At 41.9% G+C, this 24,695-nt stretch carries 27 protein-coding genes; 11 read left to right on the top strand and 16 right to left on the bottom strand.

The window, feature by feature from the left end; genetic code table 11:
* Positions 1-28: 28 nt before the first annotated feature.
* From LC653_RS08095 to LC653_RS08075, 5 genes are all read right to left on the bottom strand, one after another.
* The gene (locus tag LC653_RS08095; protein ID WP_229493991.1) at positions 29-217 is read right to left on the bottom strand and encodes a hypothetical protein; all 189 of its coding nucleotides are present in this window, start codon (positions 215-217) and stop codon (positions 29-31) included.
* 146 nt (positions 218-363) lie between these two features.
* Entirely contained in the window at positions 364-561 is a 198-nt protein-coding gene (locus LC653_RS08090) for a type II toxin-antitoxin system HicA family toxin (RefSeq protein ID WP_229493989.1), read from the bottom strand.
* Positions 562-807 (bottom strand): DUF1902 domain-containing protein, encoded by a 246-nt coding sequence (locus tag LC653_RS08085; protein ID WP_229493988.1) that lies wholly within the window; start codon positions 805-807, stop codon positions 562-564.
* A 312-nt stretch (positions 808-1,119) separates the two neighbouring features.
* Positions 1,120-1,659 carry a DOMON-like domain-containing protein gene (locus tag LC653_RS08080; protein ID WP_229493986.1) on the bottom strand — a complete coding sequence of 180 codons (540 nt, stop codon included), beginning with the start codon at positions 1,657-1,659 and terminating at the stop codon, positions 1,120-1,122.
* On the bottom strand, positions 1,656-2,774 hold the full coding sequence (locus LC653_RS08075; RefSeq protein ID WP_229493984.1) for a phosphotransferase enzyme family protein: 1,119 nt from the start codon (positions 2,772-2,774) through the stop codon (positions 1,656-1,658). Before LC653_RS08075 ends, LC653_RS08080 begins: the two co-directional genes overlap by 4 nt.
* 873 nt (positions 2,775-3,647) lie before the next feature.
* On the opposite strand from LC653_RS08075, the gene LC653_RS08070 reads away from it, so the two are divergent.
* The gene (locus LC653_RS08070; RefSeq protein ID WP_308189054.1) at positions 3,648-4,712 is read left to right on the top strand and encodes an aldo/keto reductase; all 1,065 of its coding nucleotides are present in this window, start codon (positions 3,648-3,650) and stop codon (positions 4,710-4,712) included.
* The gene (locus tag LC653_RS08065) at positions 4,709-5,296 is read left to right on the top strand and encodes a TetR/AcrR family transcriptional regulator (RefSeq protein ID WP_229493982.1); all 588 of its coding nucleotides are present in this window, start codon (positions 4,709-4,711) and stop codon (positions 5,294-5,296) included. The genes LC653_RS08070 and LC653_RS08065 overlap by 4 nt, the downstream gene beginning before the upstream one ends.
* Before the next feature lie 545 nt (positions 5,297-5,841).
* On the opposite strand, the gene LC653_RS08060 is transcribed toward LC653_RS08065, so the two are convergent.
* Both LC653_RS08060 and LC653_RS08055 read right to left on the bottom strand, forming a co-directional pair.
* Complete coding sequence (locus tag LC653_RS08060; protein ID WP_229493980.1) at positions 5,842-7,287, bottom strand: MlaD family protein; 1,446 nt, start codon at positions 7,285-7,287, stop codon at positions 5,842-5,844.
* Between the two features lie 100 nt (positions 7,288-7,387).
* Positions 7,388-8,170, bottom strand: a complete 783-nt coding sequence (locus LC653_RS08055) for an ABC transporter ATP-binding protein (RefSeq protein WP_229486753.1) — start codon at positions 8,168-8,170, stop codon at positions 7,388-7,390.
* A 960-nt stretch (positions 8,171-9,130) separates the two neighbouring features.
* Here LC653_RS08055 and LC653_RS08050 point away from each other — a divergent pair.
* Positions 9,131-10,177 (top strand): threonine aldolase family protein, encoded by a 1,047-nt coding sequence (locus LC653_RS08050; RefSeq protein ID WP_229493979.1) that lies wholly within the window; start codon positions 9,131-9,133, stop codon positions 10,175-10,177.
* 371 nt (positions 10,178-10,548) lie between these two features.
* Here the strand turns inward: LC653_RS08050 and LC653_RS08045 are convergent, their stop codons facing one another.
* Entirely contained in the window at positions 10,549-11,112 is a 564-nt protein-coding gene (locus LC653_RS08045; RefSeq protein ID WP_229493977.1) for an HD domain-containing protein, read from the bottom strand.
* Positions 11,113-11,252: 140 nt separating this feature from the next.
* Here LC653_RS08045 and LC653_RS47255 point away from each other — a divergent pair, with 140 nt between their 5' ends.
* Both LC653_RS47255 and LC653_RS47250 read left to right on the top strand, forming a co-directional pair.
* Positions 11,253-11,615, top strand: coding sequence for a glycogen debranching enzyme N-terminal domain-containing protein (locus LC653_RS47255; protein ID WP_372478133.1), 363 nt, complete (start codon positions 11,253-11,255; stop codon positions 11,613-11,615).
* A 115-nt stretch (positions 11,616-11,730) separates the two neighbouring features.
* Positions 11,731-11,946: an amylo-alpha-1,6-glucosidase gene (locus tag LC653_RS47250; protein WP_372478132.1), complete on the top strand. Its 216-nt coding sequence runs from the start codon at positions 11,731-11,733 to the stop codon at positions 11,944-11,946.
* Between the two features lie 113 nt (positions 11,947-12,059).
* Here the strand turns inward: LC653_RS47250 and LC653_RS08035 are convergent, their stop codons facing one another.
* Positions 12,060-12,317: a hypothetical protein gene (locus tag LC653_RS08035; RefSeq protein ID WP_229493976.1), complete on the bottom strand. Its 258-nt coding sequence runs from the start codon at positions 12,315-12,317 to the stop codon at positions 12,060-12,062.
* 8 nt (positions 12,318-12,325) lie between these two features.
* On the opposite strand from LC653_RS08035, the gene LC653_RS08030 reads away from it, so the two are divergent.
* The 6 genes from LC653_RS08030 to LC653_RS08005 all read left to right on the top strand — a co-directional run bounded on the left by LC653_RS08030 (position 12,326) and on the right by LC653_RS08005 (position 16,210).
* Positions 12,326-12,742: a KAP family P-loop NTPase fold protein gene (locus LC653_RS08030; RefSeq protein ID WP_229493974.1), complete on the top strand. Its 417-nt coding sequence runs from the start codon at positions 12,326-12,328 to the stop codon at positions 12,740-12,742.
* Positions 12,743-12,796: 54 nt separating this feature from the next.
* On the top strand, positions 12,797-13,735 hold the full coding sequence (phaC, locus tag LC653_RS08025) for a class III poly(R)-hydroxyalkanoic acid synthase subunit PhaC (protein WP_229493972.1): 939 nt from the start codon (positions 12,797-12,799) through the stop codon (positions 13,733-13,735).
* Between the two features lie 539 nt (positions 13,736-14,274).
* Entirely contained in the window at positions 14,275-14,508 is a 234-nt protein-coding gene (locus LC653_RS08020; protein ID WP_229493971.1) for a thiolase family protein, read from the top strand.
* Positions 14,509-14,531: 23 nt separating this feature from the next.
* Positions 14,532-14,720, top strand: coding sequence for a hypothetical protein (locus tag LC653_RS08015; protein ID WP_229493969.1), 189 nt, complete (start codon positions 14,532-14,534; stop codon positions 14,718-14,720).
* On the top strand, positions 14,671-15,057 hold the full coding sequence (locus LC653_RS08010) for an alpha/beta fold hydrolase (RefSeq protein WP_229493968.1): 387 nt from the start codon (positions 14,671-14,673) through the stop codon (positions 15,055-15,057). Before LC653_RS08015 ends, LC653_RS08010 begins: the two co-directional genes overlap by 50 nt.
* Positions 15,058-15,205: 148 nt before the next feature.
* Positions 15,206-16,210, top strand: coding sequence for an SDR family oxidoreductase (locus tag LC653_RS08005; RefSeq protein ID WP_229493966.1), 1,005 nt, complete (start codon positions 15,206-15,208; stop codon positions 16,208-16,210).
* 154 nt (positions 16,211-16,364) lie between these two features.
* On the opposite strand, the gene LC653_RS08000 is transcribed toward LC653_RS08005, so the two are convergent.
* The 7 genes from LC653_RS08000 to LC653_RS07970 form a co-directional block, all read right to left on the bottom strand.
* The gene (locus LC653_RS08000) at positions 16,365-17,477 is read right to left on the bottom strand and encodes a glycosyltransferase family 4 protein (RefSeq protein WP_229493964.1); all 1,113 of its coding nucleotides are present in this window, start codon (positions 17,475-17,477) and stop codon (positions 16,365-16,367) included.
* A 318-nt stretch (positions 17,478-17,795) separates the two neighbouring features.
* On the bottom strand, positions 17,796-19,232 hold the full coding sequence (locus tag LC653_RS07995; protein WP_229493962.1) for an O-antigen ligase domain-containing protein: 1,437 nt from the start codon (positions 19,230-19,232) through the stop codon (positions 17,796-17,798).
* Between the two features lie 93 nt (positions 19,233-19,325).
* Positions 19,326-20,255 (bottom strand): glycosyltransferase family 2 protein, encoded by a 930-nt coding sequence (locus LC653_RS07990; RefSeq protein WP_229493960.1) that lies wholly within the window; start codon positions 20,253-20,255, stop codon positions 19,326-19,328.
* Complete coding sequence (locus LC653_RS07985; RefSeq protein ID WP_229493958.1) at positions 20,173-21,375, bottom strand: glycosyltransferase family 4 protein; 1,203 nt, start codon at positions 21,373-21,375, stop codon at positions 20,173-20,175. The genes LC653_RS07990 and LC653_RS07985 overlap by 83 nt, the downstream gene beginning before the upstream one ends.
* Positions 21,376-21,513: 138 nt before the next feature.
* A complete protein-coding gene (locus LC653_RS07980) occupies positions 21,514-22,506 on the bottom strand; it encodes a glycosyltransferase family 2 protein (protein ID WP_229493956.1) in 993 nt (330 codons plus the stop codon).
* A 59-nt stretch (positions 22,507-22,565) separates the two neighbouring features.
* Entirely contained in the window at positions 22,566-23,768 is a 1,203-nt protein-coding gene (locus LC653_RS07975; RefSeq protein ID WP_229493954.1) for a glycosyltransferase family 4 protein, read from the bottom strand.
* Between the two features lie 69 nt (positions 23,769-23,837).
* On the bottom strand, positions 23,838-24,677 hold the full coding sequence (locus tag LC653_RS07970) for a hypothetical protein (protein ID WP_229493952.1): 840 nt from the start codon (positions 24,675-24,677) through the stop codon (positions 23,838-23,840).
* Positions 24,678-24,695: the final 18 nt, after the last annotated feature.

The raw sequence follows: 24,695 nt of genomic DNA, 5'->3' as shown, positions 1-24,695 counted from the left end.
TATGTAAATACCGCTATGGTTTAGATATTTAACCTAATTTTTTACCTACTAGTGCGATCGCACCTCTAAAATATTCAAACGGCGATTTGAAACAGGTATAATTCTTAAAATTACCTTTACTCTTTGCTGTGGATCTACCGCGAGTATAATAGCGAAAGCGTTTGTCTCTAACTATATCGCTGTTGATGCCATTGCCAAGCATGAGTGAGGATTTCATACAGGTTGGGATACTGCGGAGGCTAGCCTAAAACTTTAATTATTTTGTCGCTGCTATCAACTAGAATAGGCGGATTGCCAGCTTGGCGATCGCTATTTTCTAAGACTTTTCCAGTGTCCAGGTTCTCGACACAAAAAATATCAAAATTAAAACGCTTTAGACAGTCCTGCTTGTTTCAAAACTGTGTTAGCTGTATGGCGTGACTTGATGAAACTATCTACCACAAAACGACGGTCTGTGATTGGACTATACCAAATTTCATGGTCTCCCTTGCCTTGCCTTTCAAAGTAGCACCCAGCTTCCAAAAGCATCTTTTTCAACTCAGGAGTAAAAGACACACCCATTTATGAAGCTACCTCTATCAACTCTTGTCGATGGCTGGTTAATTCAAAGCTGATAGAACCCACATAATCAGAAGGCACAATTCGATTCAGAACAAGGAGTTCTGGAATCATTTCTCTAAGCTTTTGCGTAAGAGACTCAATAGTAGAAGCTTCTGTTACTAATCCTGGGACGTTTTCACTAGTTGCCACCCAAACTTCTGCATCTGTATCCCAAAATGCATGAACTTTCAATGTGTTTTGTGTCATGATCGAGCGCTACATACAAATTTACGACGATAATTCAAGTTTAAAACAATAAACTGCAATTCAAAGGTGTTCCTCTAGCTTCTTTTATCATTCAGTACATGCTCCATCACCCCTAGTAGTCTGTCAGTAATTGCTGGCTCTTGTTCAATTCTTCCATCATGCATAGCTTCCAGAGTTTGTTTTTCTACTTTTCCAATATTAAAAACGAGATTAGTAATAAGCTTTTTATTAGCGAATATCAGGAGTAAATTTAAGTAACGAGTTTTAATGTTTTAGCTCATTTGATTATTCCCCATTTCAGTGATATATAACTCACAACTTAACAATAAAACTATCTCGCAAATGAAAGTCAGCCTCTGCACTTCGATGAGTTAACGCCCAGTAAGTCACCTGATCATTTCTATGTTTGATGACAGTTGTAATGCCAACTTCAATAGCTTGCTTTACAGAGATAATTTTATCCAAATCTACATCCAACACAAGTATTAAACCATCGGCTTGATTTTGAACATTAAACGGTAGGTTTTCAAAAGCTGTTTCTTCTTGCATTCTTTGACGATATCCATCAAAGCGATAGACATTCCAGTGTCCGCCGGGGGAGAGGTTAAATTCCCAATACCGTGCAAAATTCTTGATGCCAAGAAAGAACTCGAAGCAGGTGTCTTGCCAAAGTTCATGCTTGCGTGATGGAGTATTTGATGGTGGAGCGATTGCAATTTCTTTTAAATCGCCCTCAAGCATATAGCGGATGGCAAGTTTATTACCATTTCTGGCAATATTACCTGCAATTTTCAAATTAGGCAGGGATTTTGTAGAAGGAAAGGGTTGCAGGAAAAATGTCTGGTTGTTCATTTCATATCTTTAATAATATTACAAATCTGCGTTTCTTGCGATTCAATACTTTCGGTAAGCTTAAACTGGACGATCGCTCTTGCCAAGTTATGTTCTGGGTGTTTAACTTTAAAGTAGATATTCCCAGCTAAATAATCAGCAAAAAACCTCAATCCTAGTTCAAAGGCGATCAGACGAATTGCATCGTATATATATGCATAGTCATTCTCAGTCAGAAATGCCTTTGCTACCGAGAGATAACCTTGTAAGATTCCCTGACACAGATCAGTATCGAAATAAACACTATCCCAATTCTCAGTTTCTTCTCCAGCCGGATTGCAACCCGATCGCAGGCAATCACCAATATCGTAATGTACCAGACCGGGTTTAACAGTGTCCAGGTCGATGACGCTGACGGCTTGCAGGGTAGCAGTGTCAAACATCACGTTATTGATTTTTGGATCGCCGTGCATCAGACGCAAAGGTAGCTTGCCTTCAACTTTGGCATTTTCTAGGATATGTGCAAAGGTTTGGCGATCGCTAACAAACTGTAAGCAATAATTAACTTCTGAAGATTGACACGCAATAGTTTTCGCCAACACTTCTTCGTAATGCTGGAGATAAAGCGGTGTGATATGGAATCCTTGAAGAGTATCGGCGAGTTTTTCTGGTGGCAAATCGCTGATCAGATTGTGGAACATCCCCAAGGCATAACCGATTTCTTTCGCGTGTGAGCGATCGCGCATAGTATCGAAAGACTGGGAGCCTTTAATAAAGCTGATCGCCCGCCAAAAGGAGCCGTCTGCATCCCTCCAGTGGTCTTGAGCATCCTTGGTCAACAGCACGCGTGGCACTTCCCAGCGACGATTCGGGGGTGTGCGCTGTAACCGTTTGCGGACATGCTCAGTGAAGGTACGCATATTCTGCATAATCAGTTGTGGCTGCCGAAATACCTGCGTGTTGATGCGTTGCAGGACAAAATGTTGTTCTTCTGAAAAATCTAGATTTACTAAGAAGGTGTCATTGATATTACCACTTCCAAATGCTTTAACGCCTGTAACCTTCCCTAGCCTAGCGAATTGATCTGCGATCGCAACCAGATTATCTGCACCCTGTGTATTGAATTCTTCTGTCATATTTTTGACCTGTCCTACTCCTCATATACATTGCATCAAGGCAATAGGGGATATCGTAGCGCAAGTGTCAAAATAATTTGTAATTAAAAAGGGTTTGTTTCCTGATGCTACAAAAACTTCTACCTAACCCACTGGTCGGTCTTTTCGTTGTGGGATTGGTTCTGCAACCGATGGCTAGCCATTCCCAGACTGTAACATATTCATTGAATGCACATTTATTCAAGCTGTCCTTGGTAATAAGTCAACATAATTCGTAATTGATAATTCGTAATTCGTAGTTGCAATTCCTTTGGGGCTTGAACCCTCCACTGTCTTGTTGACCACCCTTCAGCAGAGATTATGGTGGGGGCTTGAACCCTCTTTAATTACGAATTACGAATTACGAATTAGTACTTTGACAGTGATATTGTCAGCCGGTAATTCGTCAACCAACTGAATAATTGATTTATCCATCAGCCGATCCTCAAAACTCAAAATATTTTTACATCACAGTTCAAATAAACCTACAACAACCAATACTAGTTGCTACCCTACGGAAAGCTTTTCTCTGGTCAACGCTGCACGAATTACTGAACAGTATTAATAGAGTTCCCTGATCTAACCAAAAAATCACAACAGGCGATCGCGCAAATCATGACAACATTGTTTCAAAAATGTCTCAAAGGGTAACTTATGGCAGTTTGCAAGTAAGTGAGGGACAAAATGCAAGACTCAAATCAGACAGGACTTATGCAAAATACCTCTCAAACTCTTATTCCTCCCTGTTCTCTGTGCCTCTGTGGTAGCAGCCGCTTCTCTACGAGACGCTCCGCGAATGCGTCTACGATTTCTTAACAGATGCTCACCGTCTTGGGCGGTATTAACAAATATTGAATGACAAATATTGATTTTTGTTATTTAAACAATATCATAGTTGTATCACCACAGGGAGAACTTGCTATGTTGTCGCGTCAACTGGGAAAAAACGGTTTAACAATATCGGCGCTTGGGCTTGGCTGTATGGGCATGTCTGATTTTTATGGCCCAGCCGATCGCGAAGAAAGTATTGCAACGATTCATGCAGCGCTTGATGCAGGCATTACCTTACTGGATACAGGCGACTTTTACGGCATGGGGCACAATGAACTGCTGCTACACGAAGCCCTAGCAGGACGGCGGCGGGAAGATGTTTTCATTGCTGTTAAATTCGGGGCGCTGCGATCGCCTGACGGCAACTTTATTGGCTTCAATGGTCGTCCTGAAGCCGTGAAGACTTCACTTGCCTATACATTAAAACGACTGGGAACCGATTACATTGACCTTTACCAGCCAGCCCGGCTCGATCCGAGGGTGCCCATTGAAGACACCGTTGGGGCGATTAGCGAAATGGTGAAAGCTGGATATGTTCGCCACATTGGTTTATCTGAAGTGGGTGCAGATACAATTCGGCGTGCTTATGCGATTCATCCCATCACCTGGCTTCAAATCGAATATTCGCTCCTAAGTCGTGGCATTGAGGATGACATTCTCCCAACTGTGCGTGAATTGGGCATTGCTGTCACCGCTTATGGAGTCCTCTCACGAGGATTGTTGAGCGGTCACTGGTCGAAACAACGCTCTGAGCAAGCGCAAGACTTTCGAGGACATCTACCACGCTTCTCTGGAGAGAATCTAGATCGCAATTTGTTGCTAGTCGAAGCCCTTCGCCTTATTGCCCAAGAACAGAGTGCGACGGTTGCTCAAGTGGCAATTGCTTGGGTGCTGTCGCGGGGGAACGACATTGTGCCCCTGATTGGAGCGCGGCGTCGCGATCGCTTAAATGAAGCGCTGGGTGCGCTGGATCTACACTTAAGTCAGGATGATCTCGCCCGGATTGAGGCAGCAGTGCCACTAGATGCCGTGGCTGGCGATCGCTATGATCCAGGTCAAATGGGGATGTTGGATAGTGAAAAGAGATGAATGATTCAGCTTTGACACCGGAGCGGATTCTCGACGCTGCCGAAGAGGTTTTGCGTCGTTACGGTCTGGCAAAGGCAACAGTCGTCGATGTGGCTCGCTTTTTAGAGGTGAGCCACGGCACGATTTATCGGCATTTTCCCAGCAAGGCAGCCTTGCGCGATGCGGTAGCAGAACGGTGGCTGCATCGGGTTTCCACACCACTAGCAGCGATCGCCCAAGAACAGGGTTCCGCCGTTGAACGGTTGCACCGATGGTTTGAGCAACTCATGACTCTGAAACGTCAAAAAGTCCTGAACGAGCCAGAGTTGTTTGCAACCTATTCTGCGATCGCTCAAGAGGTGCGAGGGGTAGTTCAAGCTCACATTGCTGAACTGGTAAGCCAAGTCGCTGCGATCGTCGAGAGCGGTATTTCCAGTAACGAGTTTAGGGTAACAGATCCGCAGGTAGCAGCGAAGGCAGCCTTTCAAGCGATGGTTCGATTTCACCATCCAGCTCACGCATCCGAATGGAGCGATCCAAACATCGACACGGATTTTGCCCAAGTATGGCGCTTGATAGTTGCTGGTCTTGTGGTGGGTGAGTGAATAGTTATTGAATCTAAAATTGTTTAGATTTTAGATTCATCCCATGTCCCCATAAATAGTCATTCTAACCACAATCATTACACCTCTCCCGAAGAGCGGCTACGGTGTACACACAAGTCTTACCGCAGCCATATCTTTATTAATAATCTCGCACTGCATTTCTATTCCGCCTCGGAATGAATTCCGAGTCTCATAGCTGAACTCCACTCAAGTGGACTAAATGATCGATTCAGTCCACTTGAGTGGACTTCAGCTATCAGCCCTGAACTTCAGTTCTGGGCGGGATATCGGTAAGTGTGACAGTTTCACTCTGACAAAAATATGGGTAGAGGACGACTTGTGTATACACGGTAGCCGCTTGCGGGGAACTCGGGGCCCCCTCTGGGGATTAGGGGCAGGGAGACAAAGCATAGCTTTGGCGGGGTGGGGTTCTTCGGGTTTAATAAGCAATCAAGCGGACATTGTTATCACTCCGTGGCAAACTTTTCAACACGAATTTTTCAATTCCATTATCCAAAATCTAAAATTCGGTCAAGCTGTATTGCTTATTTTCCCGTCTCCAGTTGCTTACGTTGCTTACCATACTCCCGCAGTTGCTTCAACAGGTCTTCTTGGGATGAGTTAGAGATAGACGGACTGGGGGTTGCGGTTGGTTCAGGGTTGATGTCGGTACTTCCAAAATTAGCAGGTGGGGGATTAATTACGTAGACAGGTAGGGACTTATCATTAGCCATCGCCTCTTGGGTTGGGGCTGGGATAGGAATTAGATTCTTTGGTTTGCTCACAGCAGTTTTTACCGAATTTAGAGTAGTAGCAACTTGCACTTGTTGCTGCATCTGTTGTGTAGAAGATACCAAACTACTTAGACCATTCACTAATTGCCGCAAATTTTGGCGGAAAGTAGGATCACCTGTCAACTCATCCAAATCAGATGTAATTTTTTGGCTATTTTCAAACGTTACTCGTGCTGAATCTAAAGTTTGTTGTAGCAGCACCGCATTCTTTGGGTCATTTAAGCTTTTTGAAGCATCACGTAAATTAGCTGAGGCTTGCGCTGCATTTGCTGAAAGAGTTTCTAAATTGTTGATTAATGCTCCTTGAGTGAATCGATTCACAGCTGGTGATAGGCTAGTGACTGTAACACGCAGTTGGTTGCTGGTTTCAGTGATATTGTTCAAAGCGCCAACCAGCGAAGAACGATTTGTTGTCAACAAAGTATCCAGGTTGTTCAGCAAACGATTTGCTTGAGTTGCAGTTGCACCGAATTTATTTATTGTTTGACTCGAAGATGCACTCAGTTGGTTTGTCGCTCGTTGCACTGAATTAGCAGTGGCTGAAAAGGTATTAAGTTGTTGTCGCAAGTTCTTGGTCAAACCTTGTAAATCCTGACTTAGCGCAGTAAAACTGGTTGCTGCGCCTGTGGTAGTTTCTAGAACCCTATTGACATTTCTATAGAATTTGGGGTCATTGTATACAGCAGCTAGCTCACTTGAACTGCGAATTAGTTCATCAACACTAATGCCAATCTGACCTTTTAACCGAGAGCCATTACAAATTATCAGGCTGGGATCACAATTTTTATCTAGGGGTTTAGCAATCACAACCCCAGTAGGTAACGTTGCTTTTGGTGTGATGTCGATGATACTTTCGCTAATTAATCCGCTTTGATTAGCTTCTACCACTACATTCCGGGGGAGAAGTAGGTCAGTTTGGGCAATTTCAATCTCTACATCAATGGCATTTGTCCCTGGTCGAACCTGGGAAATAGTTCCTACCTTAACGCCTCGATAGCGAACTGTTGCTCCCTTTTGCATTCCGCCAGCGTTAGCAAATTCCACAATAACCTTGTATGAACGGCCAGCAGGAGTGAATCTATTTAACCACAGAAACAGTAATCCAAATACCCCTAATCCTAGCAGGAGTAACAATCCCACAGAGCCTTCTCTAAATGTTCGCCCAGACGCGAAGCGGCTTGTCATAAGACCTCGCATTTTTTTCCTCCACCCAATAATTAGTTATGAGTTATGAGTTATGAGTTGGGAGTTAGGAGGTAAATTTAACTCTCGCTCCTGATTCTTAACTCCTCACTTTCTAACCGACGACTTGAATCGGCCCTTGGACACTTCCACTGAGAAATTGTTTGATCAAAGGATGTTCTGTGTTGTATGTTTCACTAACTGTACCCTGCCACTGCACTCTACCTTCATAGAGAAATATAAGTCTATCAGCTGTACGACGGATAGTGCTGTCTTGGTGGGTAACAACAGCATAAGTACTACAAACTCCATGTAAACATTGCAAATAGCGGATTAAATCTTCGATTACTGTTGAGGCAATGGGATCAAGTCCGGCTGTTGGTTCATCGTATAGTAGAATTTCTGGGCCTTCTGTGGGATCATCGGGATTAGACATAATCGCACGGGCAAAACTTACCCGTTTTCGCATTCCCCCGGAAAGTTCGGCTGGGTAGAGGTGGCCTATTGCTGGCAAACCTACCATCTCCAATTTTTCTTTTACCAAATCTTGGATGCGCGATCGCGGTAGCTTTGAATTTTGATAAAGTAAAAATCCCACATTTTCCTCCACCGTCAGCGAATCAAATAGCGCCGCCTGCTGAAACACCATGCCAATGCCAACCTGCTGGCCACCATCCTCAATCAAACCGTCTCGCCGCACTCCTTGTACATAAATTTCTCCTTCATCGACAGTAAGTAACCCCGCCATTACCCGTAAAATTGTTGATTTACCAGTACCTGATGGCCCAATAATCCCTAGTGCTTCTCCCCGGTAAATGGTCAAGTCTACATTATCTAGAACTTTATGGCTACCAAAGGACTTAGAAACACCTTTGAGTTCAATCAATGGTTCAGTCATTAGTTATTAGTCATTGGTCATTGGTCATTGGTCATTTGTCCTTTGTCCTTTGCTAATGACAAATAACAAATAGCCCAATAGTGATGTCATAGTTCTTGGTCGGGCATTGTATGGTACATTATAAGTATATGATTAGCATTTTAATTAATAAAATTTATTTTTTTAGCATAATACTTAGTTATTTGCAATGTTTAACGTCTCACAATCCCCTCAATGCAAGCCTGACGAAGACACCATAGTATTTTAACGTCTCAGTAACGGAGAACTAAGACTTCAGTTTTTTGTGGACATTAGTAAAGTCATAACAATAGTCTAAACTACTTAGCATAAATATGCTGATTGTTGTTATAAATACTTTAGAAAAAAGTTACGAAAACAAAAAATAATTAACAGGTTGATGCAAGACATAGCAGTTATATTTAATTTTTTAAAATCAAAATTTTTAGATTCAAAACTTTTTAGATAAGTCGGTAATTTTTGTTCACGAATGATTAAATAAGGCTATATAAATATTTATCCTACCATTTTAAATAGGGCTATTTCGTTCTAGACATAAACCGCCCATAACTAAAGTTCCTCTTTTATAGCTAAAGTCCGTTTTAACGGACTATAAGCTTTTCTCAGTCGTTTTTAGACGACTTTCGCTATTAGACTCAGAATTCATTCTGAGGCGGGCTAGATGAGAATGAAATAGCCTTACCATTTGAAGTTCTTGTAATTAGCAGAATTATTAGATATAGCGGTTCTTGCCGAGTAAAATACAGAAAAAATAATTAACCACAGATGAACACACATACTCGTAGGGACACGGCATTGCCGTGTCCCTACCCAGTACCCATTCAAATGATAATCGCTATAATTTGAGGGGTTAATAGCATCCACCTCAATTTTGGAGTTGCCAAATATCAAAATTATTCACTAAGATTATAACAACTACTGATAAAAATTAAAGTAGAGATTATGATTAGCCAATTAGAACAGTTTGCAAGTGATAATTCCTCTGGGATTTGTCCAGAAGCGTTGGAATATATGATTAGGGCAAATCAAGGTAGTGTTCCAGCCTATGGAAATGATGAATGGACTCAAAAAGCCACAGATTATTTTCGGGAACTCTTTGAAATTGATTGTGAAGTATTTTTTACCTTTAATGGTACAGCCGCTAATTCTTTATCTTTAGCAGCCCTTTGTCAGTCATATCACAGCGTCATTTGTCATGAAACATCTCACATAGAAACAGATGAATGTGGCGCACCTGAATTTGCATCTAATGGCTCTAAATTGTTACTTGCTCAAGGTAAAAACGGTAAGTTAACATCAGAGGCTATAGAGGCAATTGTCACTAGACGTACTGACATTCATTATCCCAAACCTAAAGTTATTAGCATCACACAATCAACTGAATTAGGGACTTTATATTCTATTGAAGAACTTCTGAAAATTAAAGAAGTTGCGAAAAAGTATAACTTAAAGATTCACATGGATGGCGCTCGTTTTGCAAATGCAGTTGCCGCTATGAATAAAAGCCCTGCTGAAATTACTTGGAAAAGTGGAGTGGATGTGTTGTGCTTTTGTGGTACAAAGAATGGAATGGCATTAGGTGAAGCGATTCTTTTCTTCAACAAAGACCTAGCAGAGGATTTTGATTATCGATGCAAGCAAGCAGGTCAGCTAGCCTCAAAAATGCGGTTTATCTCTGCTCCCTGGTTGGGTTTATTAGAAACTGGTGCTTGGCTAAAAAATGCCAGACATGCCAATCAATGTGCTGAATACTTAGAAAATCAACTATTGAATATAGGAAATGTTGACTTGATGTTTCCTAGAGAAGCCAACGCTGTGTTTGTTAAACTACCTGAGCAAGTCATTCACGCCTTAAAAGCAAAGAACTGGCAGTTTTATACATTTATTGGTGTGGGAGGAGTACGTTTTATGTGTTCTTGGAATACGACTCAATTAAGGATTGATGAATTGATAGATGATATTAAGAACGCAACTATTTCCAAAAACTAAATATAAAAAATCTAACAGGTTGCTAGTGTGATTTAATATCATGTCCGCATAAATAGTTACGCTAGCCACAGTCATTACACCCCACCCCCAACCCCTCCCCGCTCTTCGGGAGGCAGGGTGGTTTCATACAAGCAGAGAAAAACTAAAACTGGGTTTCAAAGCCTCTCCCCCCGTGGGGGAGAGGTTTGGAGAGAGGGAAAAAGCCTGGACACAAAACGAGAAATCAAGACTTATGTATTTTTCTTTTTTCGTATGAAACCACCCTGCTCCCCGCAAGCGGGGAGGGGAGACAAAGCATAGCTTTGGCGGGGTGGGGTTCTTCGGGTTTCATAAGTAATCAAGCGGACATGATATAACTCACTGAAGACTATCTACTTAATAAACGCTTTGTAATCTTCAATTAACTTTGCCAAGCGTGAAGCAAGAAATGGACTTGCATCCTGCAAAGCTTCATAAATCTGAATACCTTCTTCTCGATATCGAACAATTTTCTCTTGAGTCCAATAATGTGGTGGTGCTTGTAGGTTGCTGATTCTATCTGCTAATTTCACCATCCATATTTCTTGCGGTTGCTCTTTTATCCTTTTTAAACTATCTGCCATTTGGAGATATTTTGCTAAACTTTTATCTTTAGTCAGTGCAATTACACCATTAGCTACTGATTCACCAAATTCAGTTTTTATTTCCTCAAATGTTGTGTCAGTATCTTCGATAGTGTCATGTAAAATAGCACATTGTATAGCAAGGTTTCCATCATGTTCTGTTTCTACACTTAGGGCTGCAATTACTTCCATGCTTACAAAACTCAAGTGCATAATATAAGGTATTTCTGAACCTGGCATTTTCTGACCTTGATGTGCGTGTGCTGCTTTCTTTAAAGCTTTGATGTAAGTTTCTTGTGACCAGTTTTTTGGGCTGATTTGATATTTTTTCATGAACTGATGTAATGTTGTCGCAGTTATATACCAACCATAGTTCCCAAAGATACTAGTATTTAATATTGCTTAATGTAATAAATTTTAACCCTGATTAGCAGGTAAGATTTTAGTTGGGATTAACCAAAAATTGCTCTCTTATGTGTATAGAATTTGGGCGGGAAACTTGCGGCAATCTTGACATTGCAGAGTCGCGGGAGTGGTTAGTTACTAACGGTATTGGTGGTTACGCCTCTGGGACTGTGGCTGGTTTATTGACCCGCCGCTATCACGGACTACTGGTAGCAGCATTGAAACCACCTCTGGGTCGCACCTTACTGCTAGCTAAACTAGATGAAACTGTCCTGTATGACACAGGCTCTTATTCTCTACACACTAATCGTTGGGGAGATGGTATCGTCAGTCCCCACGGTTACCAACACATTGAACGCTTTTCCTTGGAAGGTACAATTCCCCTATGGCGTTTTGCTGTTGCTGACTTCTCATGGGTTGCGATCGCGTAGCGTGTCTGAAAGACTCTCGCTAGCTTCTGACCATCCTCAATATCAGGGTAAATAGGGTGGTAATCAGTATCAACGTGATGGAGCTTACCACCAAGGAACAGTCTGGGGTTGGTTGTTGGGGCCGTTCGTCTTAGCACACCTGCACGTCTACAAAAATCCTGAGCAGGCCCGTCAATTTTTGGAACCAATGGCTAATCATCTGACTGCACACGGTGTTGGTAGTCTCAGCGAAATTTTTGATGGTGATGCTCCGATGACCCCACGGGGATGTATTGCCCAAGCGTGGACAGTGGCAGAAGTTTTACGTGCTTGGTTAGCAACGGAGAGTTGATGCTCAGAAATTGTATATTTTGCTGGGATGTTGTTGAAATAAGTGTTGTTCTGAACTTAATATTAGAGGCAGGTAAGGAAAGGCAACCCCTGCCCCTATTAATAGTTAAAAACTTATTCCTCAACTTCAATAAGATTAGTTGACGGCCTGATGGGAAACAGGACTCGCATTAGCTGACCCACTGGTACTGAGCGCTGCTCTTGAACAAAAGCCAAAAGCACAAGTGCAGCCATTCGTAGTAAGCCTGAGAGAACAAACAGCCCTAGCAAACCTTCGATAAAAGGTAGAATCGTTAGAAAGCTACCAACAGTGATACCCATTGCTCCAGTTATACCAGCAACTGCACCTGCGATCGCAACATAAGTAATCAAAATTTTTTATGGCACAGACAGAAATTAACGATATATCGGCAGATAGCTCTTTAGTTGATCCCGAAAAAGACTTGCTAGGACATGCGAACTTTGCCAAGTATCTAGCGGACAGTATTTGCAAAATGACCTTTCCTGAAGGTTTCGTTATTGCAGTTTACGGTTCTTGGAACTCTGGCAAATCTACATTATTAAACTTTGTAGTTCACTATCTTCAGCAAAAGCCAGAGGAAGAGAAACCAATCATCGTTCCTTTTAATCCCTGGTTATTTTCTGGACACGAAAATATTACAAGGCGCTTTTTTGACCAATTAAAAAACGTTTTAAGCCAAGAGTCATCTGTGCCAAAAAGTTTGAGAGAGAGAGTAGCTGATTTTGCCGCCATTATTTCAGATATTCCTCTACCTTATGCTCAAACTGGCTTGTGAACGCACAGCACCTCAAAGAACTAGAAGAAATGACTACCAAAATGTAGGTAAAAAGTGATACTAGCTATAAATAATATAAAATCTGGATTTATTTATAGTGTTTCTTGGTTGGGTACAATAGTTTATGCCTTAGTTAACCGTCCCTACATTGTAGATTTACAGGAGGGGCGATCGCTTGTTGCTAATTTACTCAAACTTGGTCTAGATGTTTACTTGATTGATTGGGGATATCCTAACCAAGATGATCGCTGGCTCACTATTGATAAATACATCAATGGGTATATCAATAACTGTGTAGATGTCATCCGCGATCGCCACAACTTAGAGCAGATTAACTTATTGGGAATTTGTCAGGGGGGAACCTTTAGCCTTTGCTACAGTTCTCTTTACTTAGAAAAGGTAAAAAACCTGATTACTATGGTTACGCCAGTCGATTTTCACATCAATGAAGGACTTCTCAATGTTTGGAGTGGAAGCAGTTTAGGGACACAAGCATTAGATGTGGATCTTCTAGTTGACACTTTAGGTAACATTCCTGGCAACTTTCTCAACTTTGTCTTCGTAATGCTGAAGCCTTTTCAGTTGGGTGTCAAAAAGTATATTGATCTACTAGAGATTGTTGAGTATGAGGACAAGCTGCTCAATTTTCTCCGCATGGAAAAGTGGATTTTTGACAGTCCAGATCAAGCTAGAGAGACTTTTCGACAATTTATTAAGGACTTCTATCAAGAAAATAAATTAATTAAAGGTAAGATTGAGATTGGCAATAAGCTAGTAGATTTGGGAAATATCCCCATCCCAATTTTAAACATTTATGCCGAACAGGATCATCTAGTTTTACCGGCATCATCTTTAGCTCTTGAGAAATATGTTGGCAGTGTTGATTATACAGTGCGATCCTTTTCAGTTGGACATATTGGTATGTATGTGAGCAGCAAAGTTCAAAAAGACCTACCGCGAACAATTGCCGATTGGCTGAAGGCGCGAGAATAATTGTAGATTCCCAGTTATTGAAAAGTAGGGCTATTTCATTGTATACATAAACCGCCCAGAACTAAAGTTCTAGGCTAAGGCTAATACCTAAAGCCTGTTAAAACGGACTAGAACCTTTTCTGAGTCATCTAAAGATGACTTTCGCTATTAGACTCAGAATTTATTCTGAGGCGGGCTAGATAAGAATGAAATAGCCCTGATTGAAAAGCATCCTCTAGGCTTCGTTGAAAGGTCTGAGAAACGACTCAAAATTATTGGGAAAATCTATTATTATATTTACTCCTATTGAATGGTGTTGATGCTGTCTATTTATATTAATACTTATATTTTTATACAATATTTAATTTACTTCTAAAGAATGATTTATTGCTATCAAAATCATTGTAAATTAATATTACAGTTTTTAATAAGTTTATTTTGGCAAAATAAATCATTCAAACAAAAGCAATTTCTTATCAGAAGTTAGAAATAATAATTGATTTAAAATTCAAAGTTGTTTCATTATTTTCAATTTTTAATTCACCAACGTGATGAGAAGTATGGAAGAAGTTTATATTGTCTCAGCAGTACGCACACCGCTTGGTAGGTTTGGAGGTGTCTTAGCAGATTTGTCTCCAGTAGACTTAGGCGCGATCGCCATGCGTGCAGCCTTGGAACGAGTGGGAGTATCAGGAGAAGCTCTAGACTTGTATATTTTTGGTAATGTACTTAGCGCCGGGTATGGACAGGAGGAGAAACTTGGCGGTTCCCCGAAGTTCCGATCTTGGCAGTGAACAAGCTTTTAGACAAACTCAAAATGAAAATTTACGATTTTGATTTGTTTGAAAACAACGAAGCATTTGCTCTAAGCAATGTATTGTTCAATCGGGAGTTGGGCGTTCCTTATGAAAAATTAAATGTCTATGGCGGGGCGATCGCAGAAGAGCAAAACACCTTTGGGCGCGAAGCAAAGGGCTTGGTCACGGGCGGCGTTGCTTTTTGCTAATCCCTTGCAAGTTCCCAACGCATGGCTAGCAGAACAAGAGCGAATGGGGCTGCTTCCTGGCTTTTTGGAAGCCAATTTATCCATACTACGTTCTCAAGTATATGTATTAGGACAGCACCAGGTAGTACTCGAATCTCTAACTTTGGTAGAGATGCCGACTCTGGTTGTGTGGGGTATTAATGACTTAGTTTTGCCAAATTACCAAGCTCAAGATGCAGTCAGCCGTTTAAAGCAAGGACACCTAGCTTTGATACCCAATTCTGGTCACTTACCCCAAGTCGAGCGTCCCGAATTATTTACCGACGCGTTGAACCAGTTTCTTGCTTATCACCTTTGACTAGGGGCTGGGAACAGAAGAAGGGAACAGAGTACAGGTTAGAGGGGACAGATTATTCCCTATCACCTGTCACCTATAACCTCTTCCCTAATACCCAATCCCCAGTACCCAATCGCCAATTCCCAATCCCTTTTAAGGAGTAACATTTATGCAATTAAAGCCAATCAATCAACAGGTCGTTTCCGTCGTTGGAGCCTCTAGCGGTATCGGACGAATCACAGCTCTTGAGTTTGCTAGACGCGGGGCAAAAGTGGTAGTCTCGGCTCGCGGTGAGTCGAAACTAAAGTCTTTAGTAGAAGAGATTCGACGTTTTGGCGGCGAGGCAACTTATATTGTGGCCGATGTAGAAGTATTTGATCAAGTTAAGGCGATCGCAGATAAAACTGTAGAAGTCTACGGGCGACTCGATACATGGGTACATGTCCCCGCCATCGGCATCTTTGCCACTTTCGACAATACAACACCAGAAGAGTTTAAGCATGTCATTGATGTCGATCTCATGGGACAGGTGTATGGTGCAATGGCGGCCCTACCCCATCTGAAGCGTGAGGGACGGGGGGCATTGATCCATGTCTCTTCAATGGAAGGTACGCGATCGCTCCCCTACCAAAGTGCTTACTCCGCAGCCAAGCACGGGGTCGAGGGTTTTATCGAAGCCATGCGCGTTGAGTTGCAACATGAAAAATGGCCTATCAGCGTTACAAGTGTGAAGCCAGCCGTGATCAACACCCCTTTCTGGAACAATGGGCTGACGAAATTAGGCGTAAAGCCTGCCGGGATACCACCTTACTACGAGCCTAAACTTGTAGCTGATGCTATCCTCTATGTAGCCGAACATCCAACTCGTGACTACTTAGTTGGGGATGTAGCTAAAATATTAGATTTGGTACAGCGCATCTCACCACCATTAGTAGATTCACTGTTACTGCTCGTCGGCTTCAACTTACAGCGTAGTTCCGAGCCGAAGTCTGAAGATGCACCAAATAATTTTTACCAACCTGTTGCTGAACACGACAAAGTTGACGGAGATTATAGTAACTTAGTTATACTTAGCGTTACTGACTGGCTAGAAAAAAATCCGCTTCTCCAGTGGGGTGCGATCGCTGGTACAGCAGCATTAGCGTTGCTAGCAGCTCAACTCTTGAAAGATTAAGGATAAATACAGTAGCTCCCCTTAAAAATAGGGTTCGGATAAGCAGGGGAGGCAAAAGGGTTATTGTTCAGTAATTAATTTTTCTCTCCCTCTGCTTCTCTTCTCCCCCTGCCTGCCTCAACCAAAAAATTCTTTAACCGAACGGTATTGAGGATTAAGCCTTAGCAGAACGAATTGCACTAATAAAGTTTTGAGCATAATTCTGCGTTGAGAAATTGAGGGCGCGTTGTCTGGCAGCTATTCCGGCACTTTGGGCAAATTCTTGCTCGTCAAGATAGCGGAGAATTGCGATCGCTAATTTATCCGCATCGCCGTAAGGTGTTAATAGTCCATTCATGCCATCGGTAATAATCTCCGTCGGGCCCCCAGCATCACCAGCAATCACAGGTTTACCCAGCGCCATCGCCTCAATAATCACAATCCCAAACGGCTCTTTATCCGATGCATGAACGAATACATCCATCGCCTGCACCCACTCCGGGATATTACGCTGTAACCCAGCCATAATTACTTGCTCTTTCAAGCCCAAGGCGGCAATTTCGGCTTTTAAGAAGTCCTCATAATCCGGTTCTAAATCGTGCTTACCGCCAACCACCACACAATGAGCATCAGGATACTTCTGTAAAATTTTGGGCATCGCTTGCACTAATACGTGCATTCCCTTCCATCGTTGCAATCGCCCAACAATTCCAATCAACGGCCCGTGTAAAGGTAAGCCCAGTTTTCGTCGTGCTTCTTCTGGAGTAGGTAAAGCATTAGGCTCAAATCGGTCTAATGCAACACCAGGATAAACCAAAAGTGTTGGTCTGTGGGGCCAAATCTCTGCCTGTGCTTGCTTGCCATCTTGGGAGAGAGTGATAATTGCACGCGCTGGGATTAAAGTAGCGATTCGCACCAACCAAGTTTTATCACTAGGCACTTCTAGCTGATACCATACAGCAGGTAACCCCGCCAACATCGCCGCTAGACCTCCAGATATATGTGTGATCCACATCCAATTGACAATTATATCTGCACGTTCGCGGCGGGCGATCGCAGCTATCCGAAAAACGGCAGCAATAAAACGGTGGATTTGGCGTAAACGTCCACTTTCCACAACTCGTGCATCAATGCCAAGGGACTTTACTTGTTCAACCATCGGGCCGTTTTCTAAAAATATCACCAGCCACTCGACACCAGCATTACGTCCCTGCTGTACTAAATCCCAAAGCATCATTTCACCGCCACCTCGTTGCTCGGCTAGTGGCATTACAATAATTGCTTTCATAATCTATAATCAATCCTAAATAATTTGTAAACTTCTTCCTTTTTTCTCTTCTCTACCAGAGGCTGCGCGTTCACGTAGTGTCTCGTAGAGAAAGCGACTTAGCGGTTCCGATAATTTTTACAACTCCAAAACGAACCGCAGAGGCGCAGAGAAGCCAGTGCGCCCTTGCGGGTTACCCGACTTGTTCGCTCAAGCGCGTTCCCGTTCGCGCAGCGTCTCCGTCAGGAGAAGGGTAGCAACTGGCGCGACACAGAGAGAATGAGAAAATGCTTAATCCAAGTACATTGCAATAGGATAGTCAAATATTTTTGGATTAATTCATAATTCATAATTTTTTTGATGTTGATAGTACTTGTGTCCTGCCATAGCCATAGCTAAAAATCCCCAAAGAATCATCCCTGCCACACTTAACATGCCGCTACCGATAATTAGCTGTGTAGAAGAACTGATACCAATAGCGCGGGCAGCACTGATAAAACTATCGAAACGACCTTCTCCATAACTGCTGACACTAATAATTAAAAAAAGTAGTCCACCCATATAAAAGATGGCTCCAAACCAACCAAGGGTGAAAAACATATCTAAAATGCCACTATCAATCACCACTACTTCAATTTGACCAGTTTTTTCGTTGACTTTCCAAATATTTCCTAACCCATTACCTAGACCATTAGAAAGGGCTAAACCAAGGTTTTTGTCGTAACTTCCCGATCTATCTTTAAAACTGTTATCTTCTTCAAGATTGGAAAATGTTTCCAAACGCGCTGCTACAACCCCAGCAATTGGCTCGATGGTTGTCAATGGCACAACACAAATTGCCATCACTACAATTATGGTGATTAACCGCATTTGAATCCGGGTTTTGACTGAACCCACGATCATAATTATTCCTAATAACCAGCCCGCCCAATTAGTACGTGCTTGTGTCAGTAGAAAGGACAAATAACCAACAGCTGAGGCAGGAAAAATTAAGTTTCCTGAACTGGTAAATAACAACAGCAACCCAGCTTGCATGACAGAACCAAAGGGGCCAACTGAGTGCAATGTACTCCAGACACGCATTCCAAAAGGTACAGGGTTTCCAGAACTCATGAATAGTTTTGATTCTATGAGCCAGTACCTATCCCACTCAGGAGCCACGACGAATTGATATACGCCATACGCTCCTAAAATCAACACACACCAAAGAAATGTTCGCTGAATGTTCTGGCGATAGCTGGGATAATCTCGCCAGTTTATAAATAAGTGAAAAGCAAAGATGATCGGACTGAGCCAATCTAGCAATCCGCGGGCTACAGGGATTGGTGGGTTATAAATCAGACCGATTAAAAAGCCATAGAAGACTCCGATAAAAGCCAAAACAAACGGCAAGCCCCCTTGACGTGAGGCGCGGGGAAAGTGTCGTAAGAATGTTGCGATGGTGACAAACACTACTAAGTAGGGTGCTATGAGCATCTGACGGGTAGCGTCCCAGCCCACCCGATAGTCAACCAAGCGGGTAGCTAAAGGCGTGAGAAACCAGATCCACCAGGTAAAGCTGATGTAGAGAATGGGATGCCGCAAGTATAAAAATATGGCTACTACTAAAGCCATCACCGGATAAATTAGGCGCAATGCGGCAGTAGCACCAGCAAAATAGCAAGCTACAGTCAGTAATATAAAGCCTGCGATCGCCATCCAACCCTGTTGCGATCGCTCCTCAGGAGAATAGTTTTCTTGTAAAAAACTATTGAAAAGTATCTGTCTAGAATTCATTCAATTTTAGATTTTAGATTTTAGATTTACACATTAGTAAATCTAAAGACTTAAAAAGAATTCAAAATGGAATAATCTGTCTGCAATTACGAATTACGAATTACGAATTACGAATTGTTTATATCCTTGCCAACGCCCCCGCCAGGATGCCAGCAATTTTTTCCCTGCCAACTGCCCTTGACTAGGTAAAAATCTCAGCCATTGTACGAAACCCAAACTATCACATGTACCCACGAATACTGCCCAGAATAAAAATATAATCCGCCGGACAAATGGCAAATGCTCTAGTAAAACTAAAGTTTCATTATGGACTAAATTAATAAAGGCAATTTCATTAAAATTATTTCGCTGGTCTTCATCAAAACGTTTTGCTGGATAGTGATCTACAGCAACATTAGGATCGTAAATTATCTTCCAACCAGCCCGTTTTAATGTCAGAGTAAATGCCATTTCAAAATGTACTTGCGCTCCAGTGCCGCGCATCCGCTCGTCAAAGCGCAATTGTCCGATTGCCTCTTTACGAAAACTCATGTTTACGCCCTTGAGAATATCGACTTCACGGGGTTCTCCCACTCCCAGGTGATGGTTGCCAATCACTCGCCCAAACCATTGCAACTGTCCGACTACTGGGCGGGATTCGTTTTCTAATTTGCTGCCGTGGTATATCCAATCACGCCCACCAAGACCGCCGAGGCGACGATCACAGCTAAAGTAAGCGGCGATGCGCTCTAACCAATCTGGGTGAGGTGCAGCATCATCATCAGTAATGGAAACAATATCACCCTCCACTGCTGCTAGTCCGGCGTTGAGGGCTGCTACTACCCCCGGTTGCGTCACTTTCACGGTATGCAATGGCAAGTTGTGGGCTTTGAATTGGGCAAGAAATTCCCAAGTTTCTGCATCCGTGTCACGGACAACCACTATCACCTGATCGACGGGTTTAGTTTGCTCCTGTAGCGCCAAAAGGCAGCGTGATAGGTCTTGTGGACGGCGATAAGTCGGTATGAGAACGGTGTTCCGCATTCTTGCTTAATTCCTCGAATAGATCCACATAAGTTTGTGCCATAGTAGTCCAGCTATGTTTTTCTGCCACAGAGCGAGCAGCTTTGCCCATTTGCTGCATCAACGGGATATCGCTCACCAAGGACATCAGCGCCACAGCCAAAGCATCAATATCATCTGAGTCGGATAAGACGATGCCACATTCTGGTGTCACCAACTCACCACCCCCGGTGGCTGTGGCAGTAATTACAGGCAGTCCTGAAGAAAGCGCTTCTAACAATACGAGACTGCAAGCTTCGTATCGGGAAGGAAAAACAAATAAATCTACTGCTTGCATAATTTGTGGGATATCACGGCGAAATCCCACAAAATGCACGCGATCGCTTAACCCTAAAGATGCTGCTAATTCTGGGAAAGGGCTACCTTGGGTGTGTCCCACCACCACCAAATGTAAATCGCGAACTTTCGCCAAGGCGTGCAACACTGTATCTAAGTTCTTTCTGGGTGTGCGGATATCTCCGGCGAACAGTGCTAGGGTGACATTTTCCGGTAAACCTAATTTTTGGCGATTGCTTTCACCAGGGGCAAACTCTTCTAAATCAACGCCATTGACAATTACACGAATACGAGAACGTGGCACACCAATGTTAACTAATTCCTGGGCGACCTTTTCGGATACAGCTACGACAACCTGCGCTTTTTGGAAAGCCTGCTTTTCCCAACGGGCATTAAAAGCCGTAAACAGCCATTGATAGAAACCATATAAGTCTCGACGGTTGCGGTAAATATGAACAGGCGATCGCAACCATGAACTGTGGACAAAATGTACAGCATTCACATCAGCCGCAGCCAGATTAATTGCTCCATTGACTTTAACTAAATCAATCTCAGAGCGATGTTGACGTAACCAATCTGCACTTTTTTGGGCAAATATGAAATTCCGCACAAATTCTGTCGGATAGCCTTTTACTGGAATTCTAATCCAATTAACTTGACTATTATCCTCTAGTTCTGGTGCAACTTCACTAGCCAATAATGTCAATTGATGACCACGACAAATTGCTTCTTGAGCAACTTCGTAATTTACCCGCCCCTGACCATCACCTTTTTTGATTTTATGAGTAACAATACAAAGTTTCATACACTACCTTACTTGGTAAAATAAGTTGAAACAAAGACGCAAAGTAAAAATCAAAAAAAAATATTTTTTTTACCTCTGTGTTCTCTGCGTCTCTGCGGTTCGTTAAAAAAAATCTACAATTCAGACATGATTACTCTATTATTTAGATATTTCTATTAATTTGTCTGCGAAAAAACGCGGAGTAAAACTGAGACTTAGTGCCGCTATAGTTCGCACATCAAACTTTTGTTTATTCAACGCCTGCCAAAAATAAGGACGTGCTGCTGCTATCTGTTCACTTCGTAGCAAACCAATTCCCAAAGTGGTATTAGCTTCTAACCATTTCTTTTGAAAGTAAGCCTTAAATTGCTGTAAACGAGCGTCTTCCATAAAGACTTGATAACAAAACATTTCGCTTTTAGCTTTGCGGATTTTTGCCTGCACATCTCGACTCCCACTGAGCATAGTGTCAGTTTGCTCATGGGCACGATATCGCGTCAATCTCTCTGGATAGTAGTAAGCGCCATAACCAGATATACAACAGAGATAAGTTAAATATAAATCCCACATCCCGCCAACTTCTGAGGGAATACTATCCCAATCAATTAAATTATTGCGAATCACACAAGATGCAGCAGTAGCTATGCTTTTATCTACCAATCCAATTTTATAAAAAGGTTGATGAATTCCTTTTGCTAGTTTGTCTCGCTTATAACCGCGTGTATTTTCTTCAGTTCCAGCATTATTAATTATGCTATTTGCATCTATGATATATTGGTCGCAAAAAGCGATAATTAACTCAGAATTTGCTTCTAGAGGTGGTACTAGCTTTGCTAAAAAATCTTCATTCCAGATATCATCATCATGGAGACTAGCAACATATTTACCTCGCGCCATTTTGAAGCCATGTTGCTGATTAGCAATCATCCCCACATTTTGCTGATGTCGCCAAAATCTGATGCGTGAATCACCAAAAGATGCCACAATTGCTTGAGGATTTTCTGGGCTATAATTATCAGAAACAATAATTTCGATATTTTGATAAGTTTGTTTAACAGCGCTAGCGATCGCTTGCTTGAGATACTCTGGTCTATTATAGGTGGGGATAATAACGCTAACTAAAGGCTGTTGGGATTCTTGAGACAATGACATAGTTTTTTCCTTTATATTTCATAGGTAAAAGATGAACAATTTGGTGTATCAAACTAAGCTTATTTCACTTGAGGAATGCTATATATTTTTTTCGCTCTAGAAGGAAATTCAGCTATTGTTTTTGCATAAATTGTTCGGAGATTATTTACATGAGCATTCATGGTAAATTCTTTCATTAATAAAGCATGACCTTGTTCGCCCATGTGTCGGCTTTTTTCATAATCTCCATACAAATCATGAATAGCATCTGCCAGCTTTTTGATATCATTACCTGGAACAAGAATACCTGTTTCTCCATCTCGCAAATGTTCTGGAATTCCTCCGACTGCACTACCAATTACAGGTCGATAACGAGAGTATGCTTCTAGAGTTACAAGACCGGCAGGTTCAGGCCAAACGCTAGGAAAGATGACTGCAAAACACTGTTCGTAAAGGTTATTTAATGTGTTGCGATCGCACCAACCATGCCAAGTAATTCGGTTACTTAATCCGAGTGTATTTGCTAACCTTTCTAACCGTGGTCGTTCCCAGCCTTCACCTGCAATATCAAGTTGAATTTGCGGATTTGTATGTATTAAGGTTTTGAGCAGCCATTCCAGACCTTTATCAGAAACAATCCGTCCAACAAACAAAATTCTATGATTTTGATGGATATCTAAACTCAGGGGTGCAGTTGTTATTTGTGGTATAGAGATACCACAGTGTAGCGTTACAATTTGTTCAGAGGGTACACCATTTTTAATCAACTCTTGACGCACGTATTCGCTATTAGCAACAAAAGTAATTCTTACCTTTTTTAAGGCATCTAAGAACTGATGAGTAATTTGAAGTTCTTTAAGAGTTCTTAACGGTCTACGGCTACCACATTTATCTGCTAATTTACCCCAGGTACAACCTAAGTAAGAGAAGTTGCGATCGCAGATTGTTCGCTGTCCAGCTAAATATTTTGTGCCACTAGGACAGTACAATGAGTGATTATGAACGCTGAAAACCGTAGGACACTCGCCTGTAAGCTGCAAAAGTAAATCTGGGCTGTGGAGGTGCAGCAATTTGAATTGGCTTTGGTCAACATTATTAAGCGATTTTATCACGCGATCGCTAACTTCAGGTGGTCGATGTTCAAACAGAGAAGCTAAATAAGTTTCAACACCTCCGCCCTCACCTACATCAAAATTGGAGCATTGATAAATCAGGTCTTCTTCAAAAATACGCCTGTGCAATAGTTCATCATTTCGCTTGGCATCATTGATTGAGTTAAGCATTAACCACCATTTTTTTTACGTTATTACTAATTGTATTCCTCATCTATATAGAGGCTTAAATTCATCAACTTATATGCCAATGTTAAACCATAATTTGTGTCTCACATCACTCACGTAATGCCTGAGAGCAATGTTTTTACTTGCAGATTTATCTGGATAGATGAACTGATCTTCTACATTGAGAACATATTTTTTTGTGCATAAAGGCTCACCATGATTGTGATGCATTGTCAAATGAACAATTGTTTGTTCCGTAAAATAAGTAGGAGCTTCTTGAAGATTTGCTAAACGTTCGATAGCAAAACTCCAGTCAAATTCATGCCTAAATAATATAAATCCACCATTTACTGGATTTGACTTTTCAGAATCATTATAAATAATTCGCTCATCTAGCGATATAGAACAATCAGGTAGATAAAGAGAATATTTATCGTCCGATTTACTCAAATCAATTAAATCAATACCGCCGGGGAAAAATAAAATATCTGAATCAGTGTAAATCGTAGCTCCATTAACCGGAATTGACATTAATGCCGACAACTTTTTGCCAAGTGGATGCAGTTGGGCATAATCAAGAACACATTGAGGTAAATCCGTTCTCAGGAAGTTTTGTAAAAGTATTACCTTAACGCAGGGATGGACACGGCGGAGTAAATTACAACTAGACTCAGTGTAACTGCCATCAGAAACTACAGCGAATGTATCTGGAATGCCGACATTACGAATGAATGAGCGAATACTTGCCACTTGTTCTGGTAAATCACGTTCACATGAGAAGGCATAGACACTTACCGGAATTTGCTGAGTTTGTTTTATCGGGATGCTGACAACCTGAGAAAGGGCTGCTTTATATAGGGAGCGATTAAATCTACCCTGAATTTTAGCAGTGTGGTAGCCTATATTTACCATTGATTTTTCCTGCTTATA

This window comes from Nostoc mirabile CHAB5784 (assembly GCF_020829645.1).
GTDB lineage: Bacteria > Cyanobacteriota > Cyanobacteriia > Cyanobacteriales > Nostocaceae > Nostoc > Nostoc mirabile.
The sequence above is the reverse complement of the archived record's forward strand: the minus strand, read 5'-3'. Positions and strand labels throughout refer to the sequence as shown.

Coding starts and splice junctions, on each gene's coding strand:
- LC653_RS08005 (WP_229493966.1), top strand. CDS start 15,206: ATGCAATTAAAGCCAATCAATCAACAGGTCGTTTCCGTCGTTGGAGCC.
- LC653_RS08000 (WP_229493964.1), bottom strand. CDS start 17,477: ATGAAAGCAATTATTGTAATGCCACTAGCCGAGCAACGAGGTGGCGGT.
- LC653_RS08090 (WP_229493989.1), bottom strand. CDS start 561: ATGGGTGTGTCTTTTACTCCTGAGTTGAAAAAGATGCTTTTGGAAGCT.
- LC653_RS08065 (WP_229493982.1), top strand. CDS start 4,709: ATGAATGATTCAGCTTTGACACCGGAGCGGATTCTCGACGCTGCCGAA.
- LC653_RS08030 (WP_229493974.1), top strand. CDS start 12,326: ATGGCACAGACAGAAATTAACGATATATCGGCAGATAGCTCTTTAGTT.
- LC653_RS08045 (WP_229493977.1), bottom strand. CDS start 11,112: ATGAAAAAATATCAAATCAGCCCAAAAAACTGGTCACAAGAAACTTAC.
- LC653_RS08060 (WP_229493980.1), bottom strand. CDS start 7,287: ATGCGAGGTCTTATGACAAGCCGCTTCGCGTCTGGGCGAACATTTAGA.
- LC653_RS07990 (WP_229493960.1), bottom strand. CDS start 20,255: ATGCGGAACACCGTTCTCATACCGACTTATCGCCGTCCACAAGACCTA.
- LC653_RS07995 (WP_229493962.1), bottom strand. CDS start 19,232: ATGAATTCTAGACAGATACTTTTCAATAGTTTTTTACAAGAAAACTAT.
- LC653_RS47255 (WP_372478133.1), top strand. CDS start 11,253: ATGTGTATAGAATTTGGGCGGGAAACTTGCGGCAATCTTGACATTGCA.
- LC653_RS08020 (WP_229493971.1), top strand. CDS start 14,275: ATGGAAGAAGTTTATATTGTCTCAGCAGTACGCACACCGCTTGGTAGG.
- LC653_RS08080 (WP_229493986.1), bottom strand. CDS start 1,659: ATGAACAACCAGACATTTTTCCTGCAACCCTTTCCTTCTACAAAATCC.
- LC653_RS07970 (WP_229493952.1), bottom strand. CDS start 24,677: ATGGTAAATATAGGCTACCACACTGCTAAAATTCAGGGTAGATTTAAT.
- LC653_RS07975 (WP_229493954.1), bottom strand. CDS start 23,768: ATGCTTAACTCAATCAATGATGCCAAGCGAAATGATGAACTATTGCAC.
- LC653_RS08075 (WP_229493984.1), bottom strand. CDS start 2,774: ATGACAGAAGAATTCAATACACAGGGTGCAGATAATCTGGTTGCGATC.
- LC653_RS08095 (WP_229493991.1), bottom strand. CDS start 217: ATGAAATCCTCACTCATGCTTGGCAATGGCATCAACAGCGATATAGTT.
- LC653_RS08050 (WP_229493979.1), top strand. CDS start 9,131: ATGATTAGCCAATTAGAACAGTTTGCAAGTGATAATTCCTCTGGGATT.
- LC653_RS08015 (WP_229493969.1), top strand. CDS start 14,532: ATGAAAATTTACGATTTTGATTTGTTTGAAAACAACGAAGCATTTGCT.
- LC653_RS08085 (WP_229493988.1), bottom strand. CDS start 807: ATGACACAAAACACATTGAAAGTTCATGCATTTTGGGATACAGATGCA.
- LC653_RS07980 (WP_229493956.1), bottom strand. CDS start 22,506: ATGTCATTGTCTCAAGAATCCCAACAGCCTTTAGTTAGCGTTATTATC.
- LC653_RS08070 (WP_308189054.1), top strand. CDS start 3,648: ATGACAAATATTGATTTTTGTTATTTAAACAATATCATAGTTGTATCA.
- LC653_RS07985 (WP_229493958.1), bottom strand. CDS start 21,375: ATGAAACTTTGTATTGTTACTCATAAAATCAAAAAAGGTGATGGTCAG.
- LC653_RS08055 (WP_229486753.1), bottom strand. CDS start 8,170: ATGACTGAACCATTGATTGAACTCAAAGGTGTTTCTAAGTCCTTTGGT.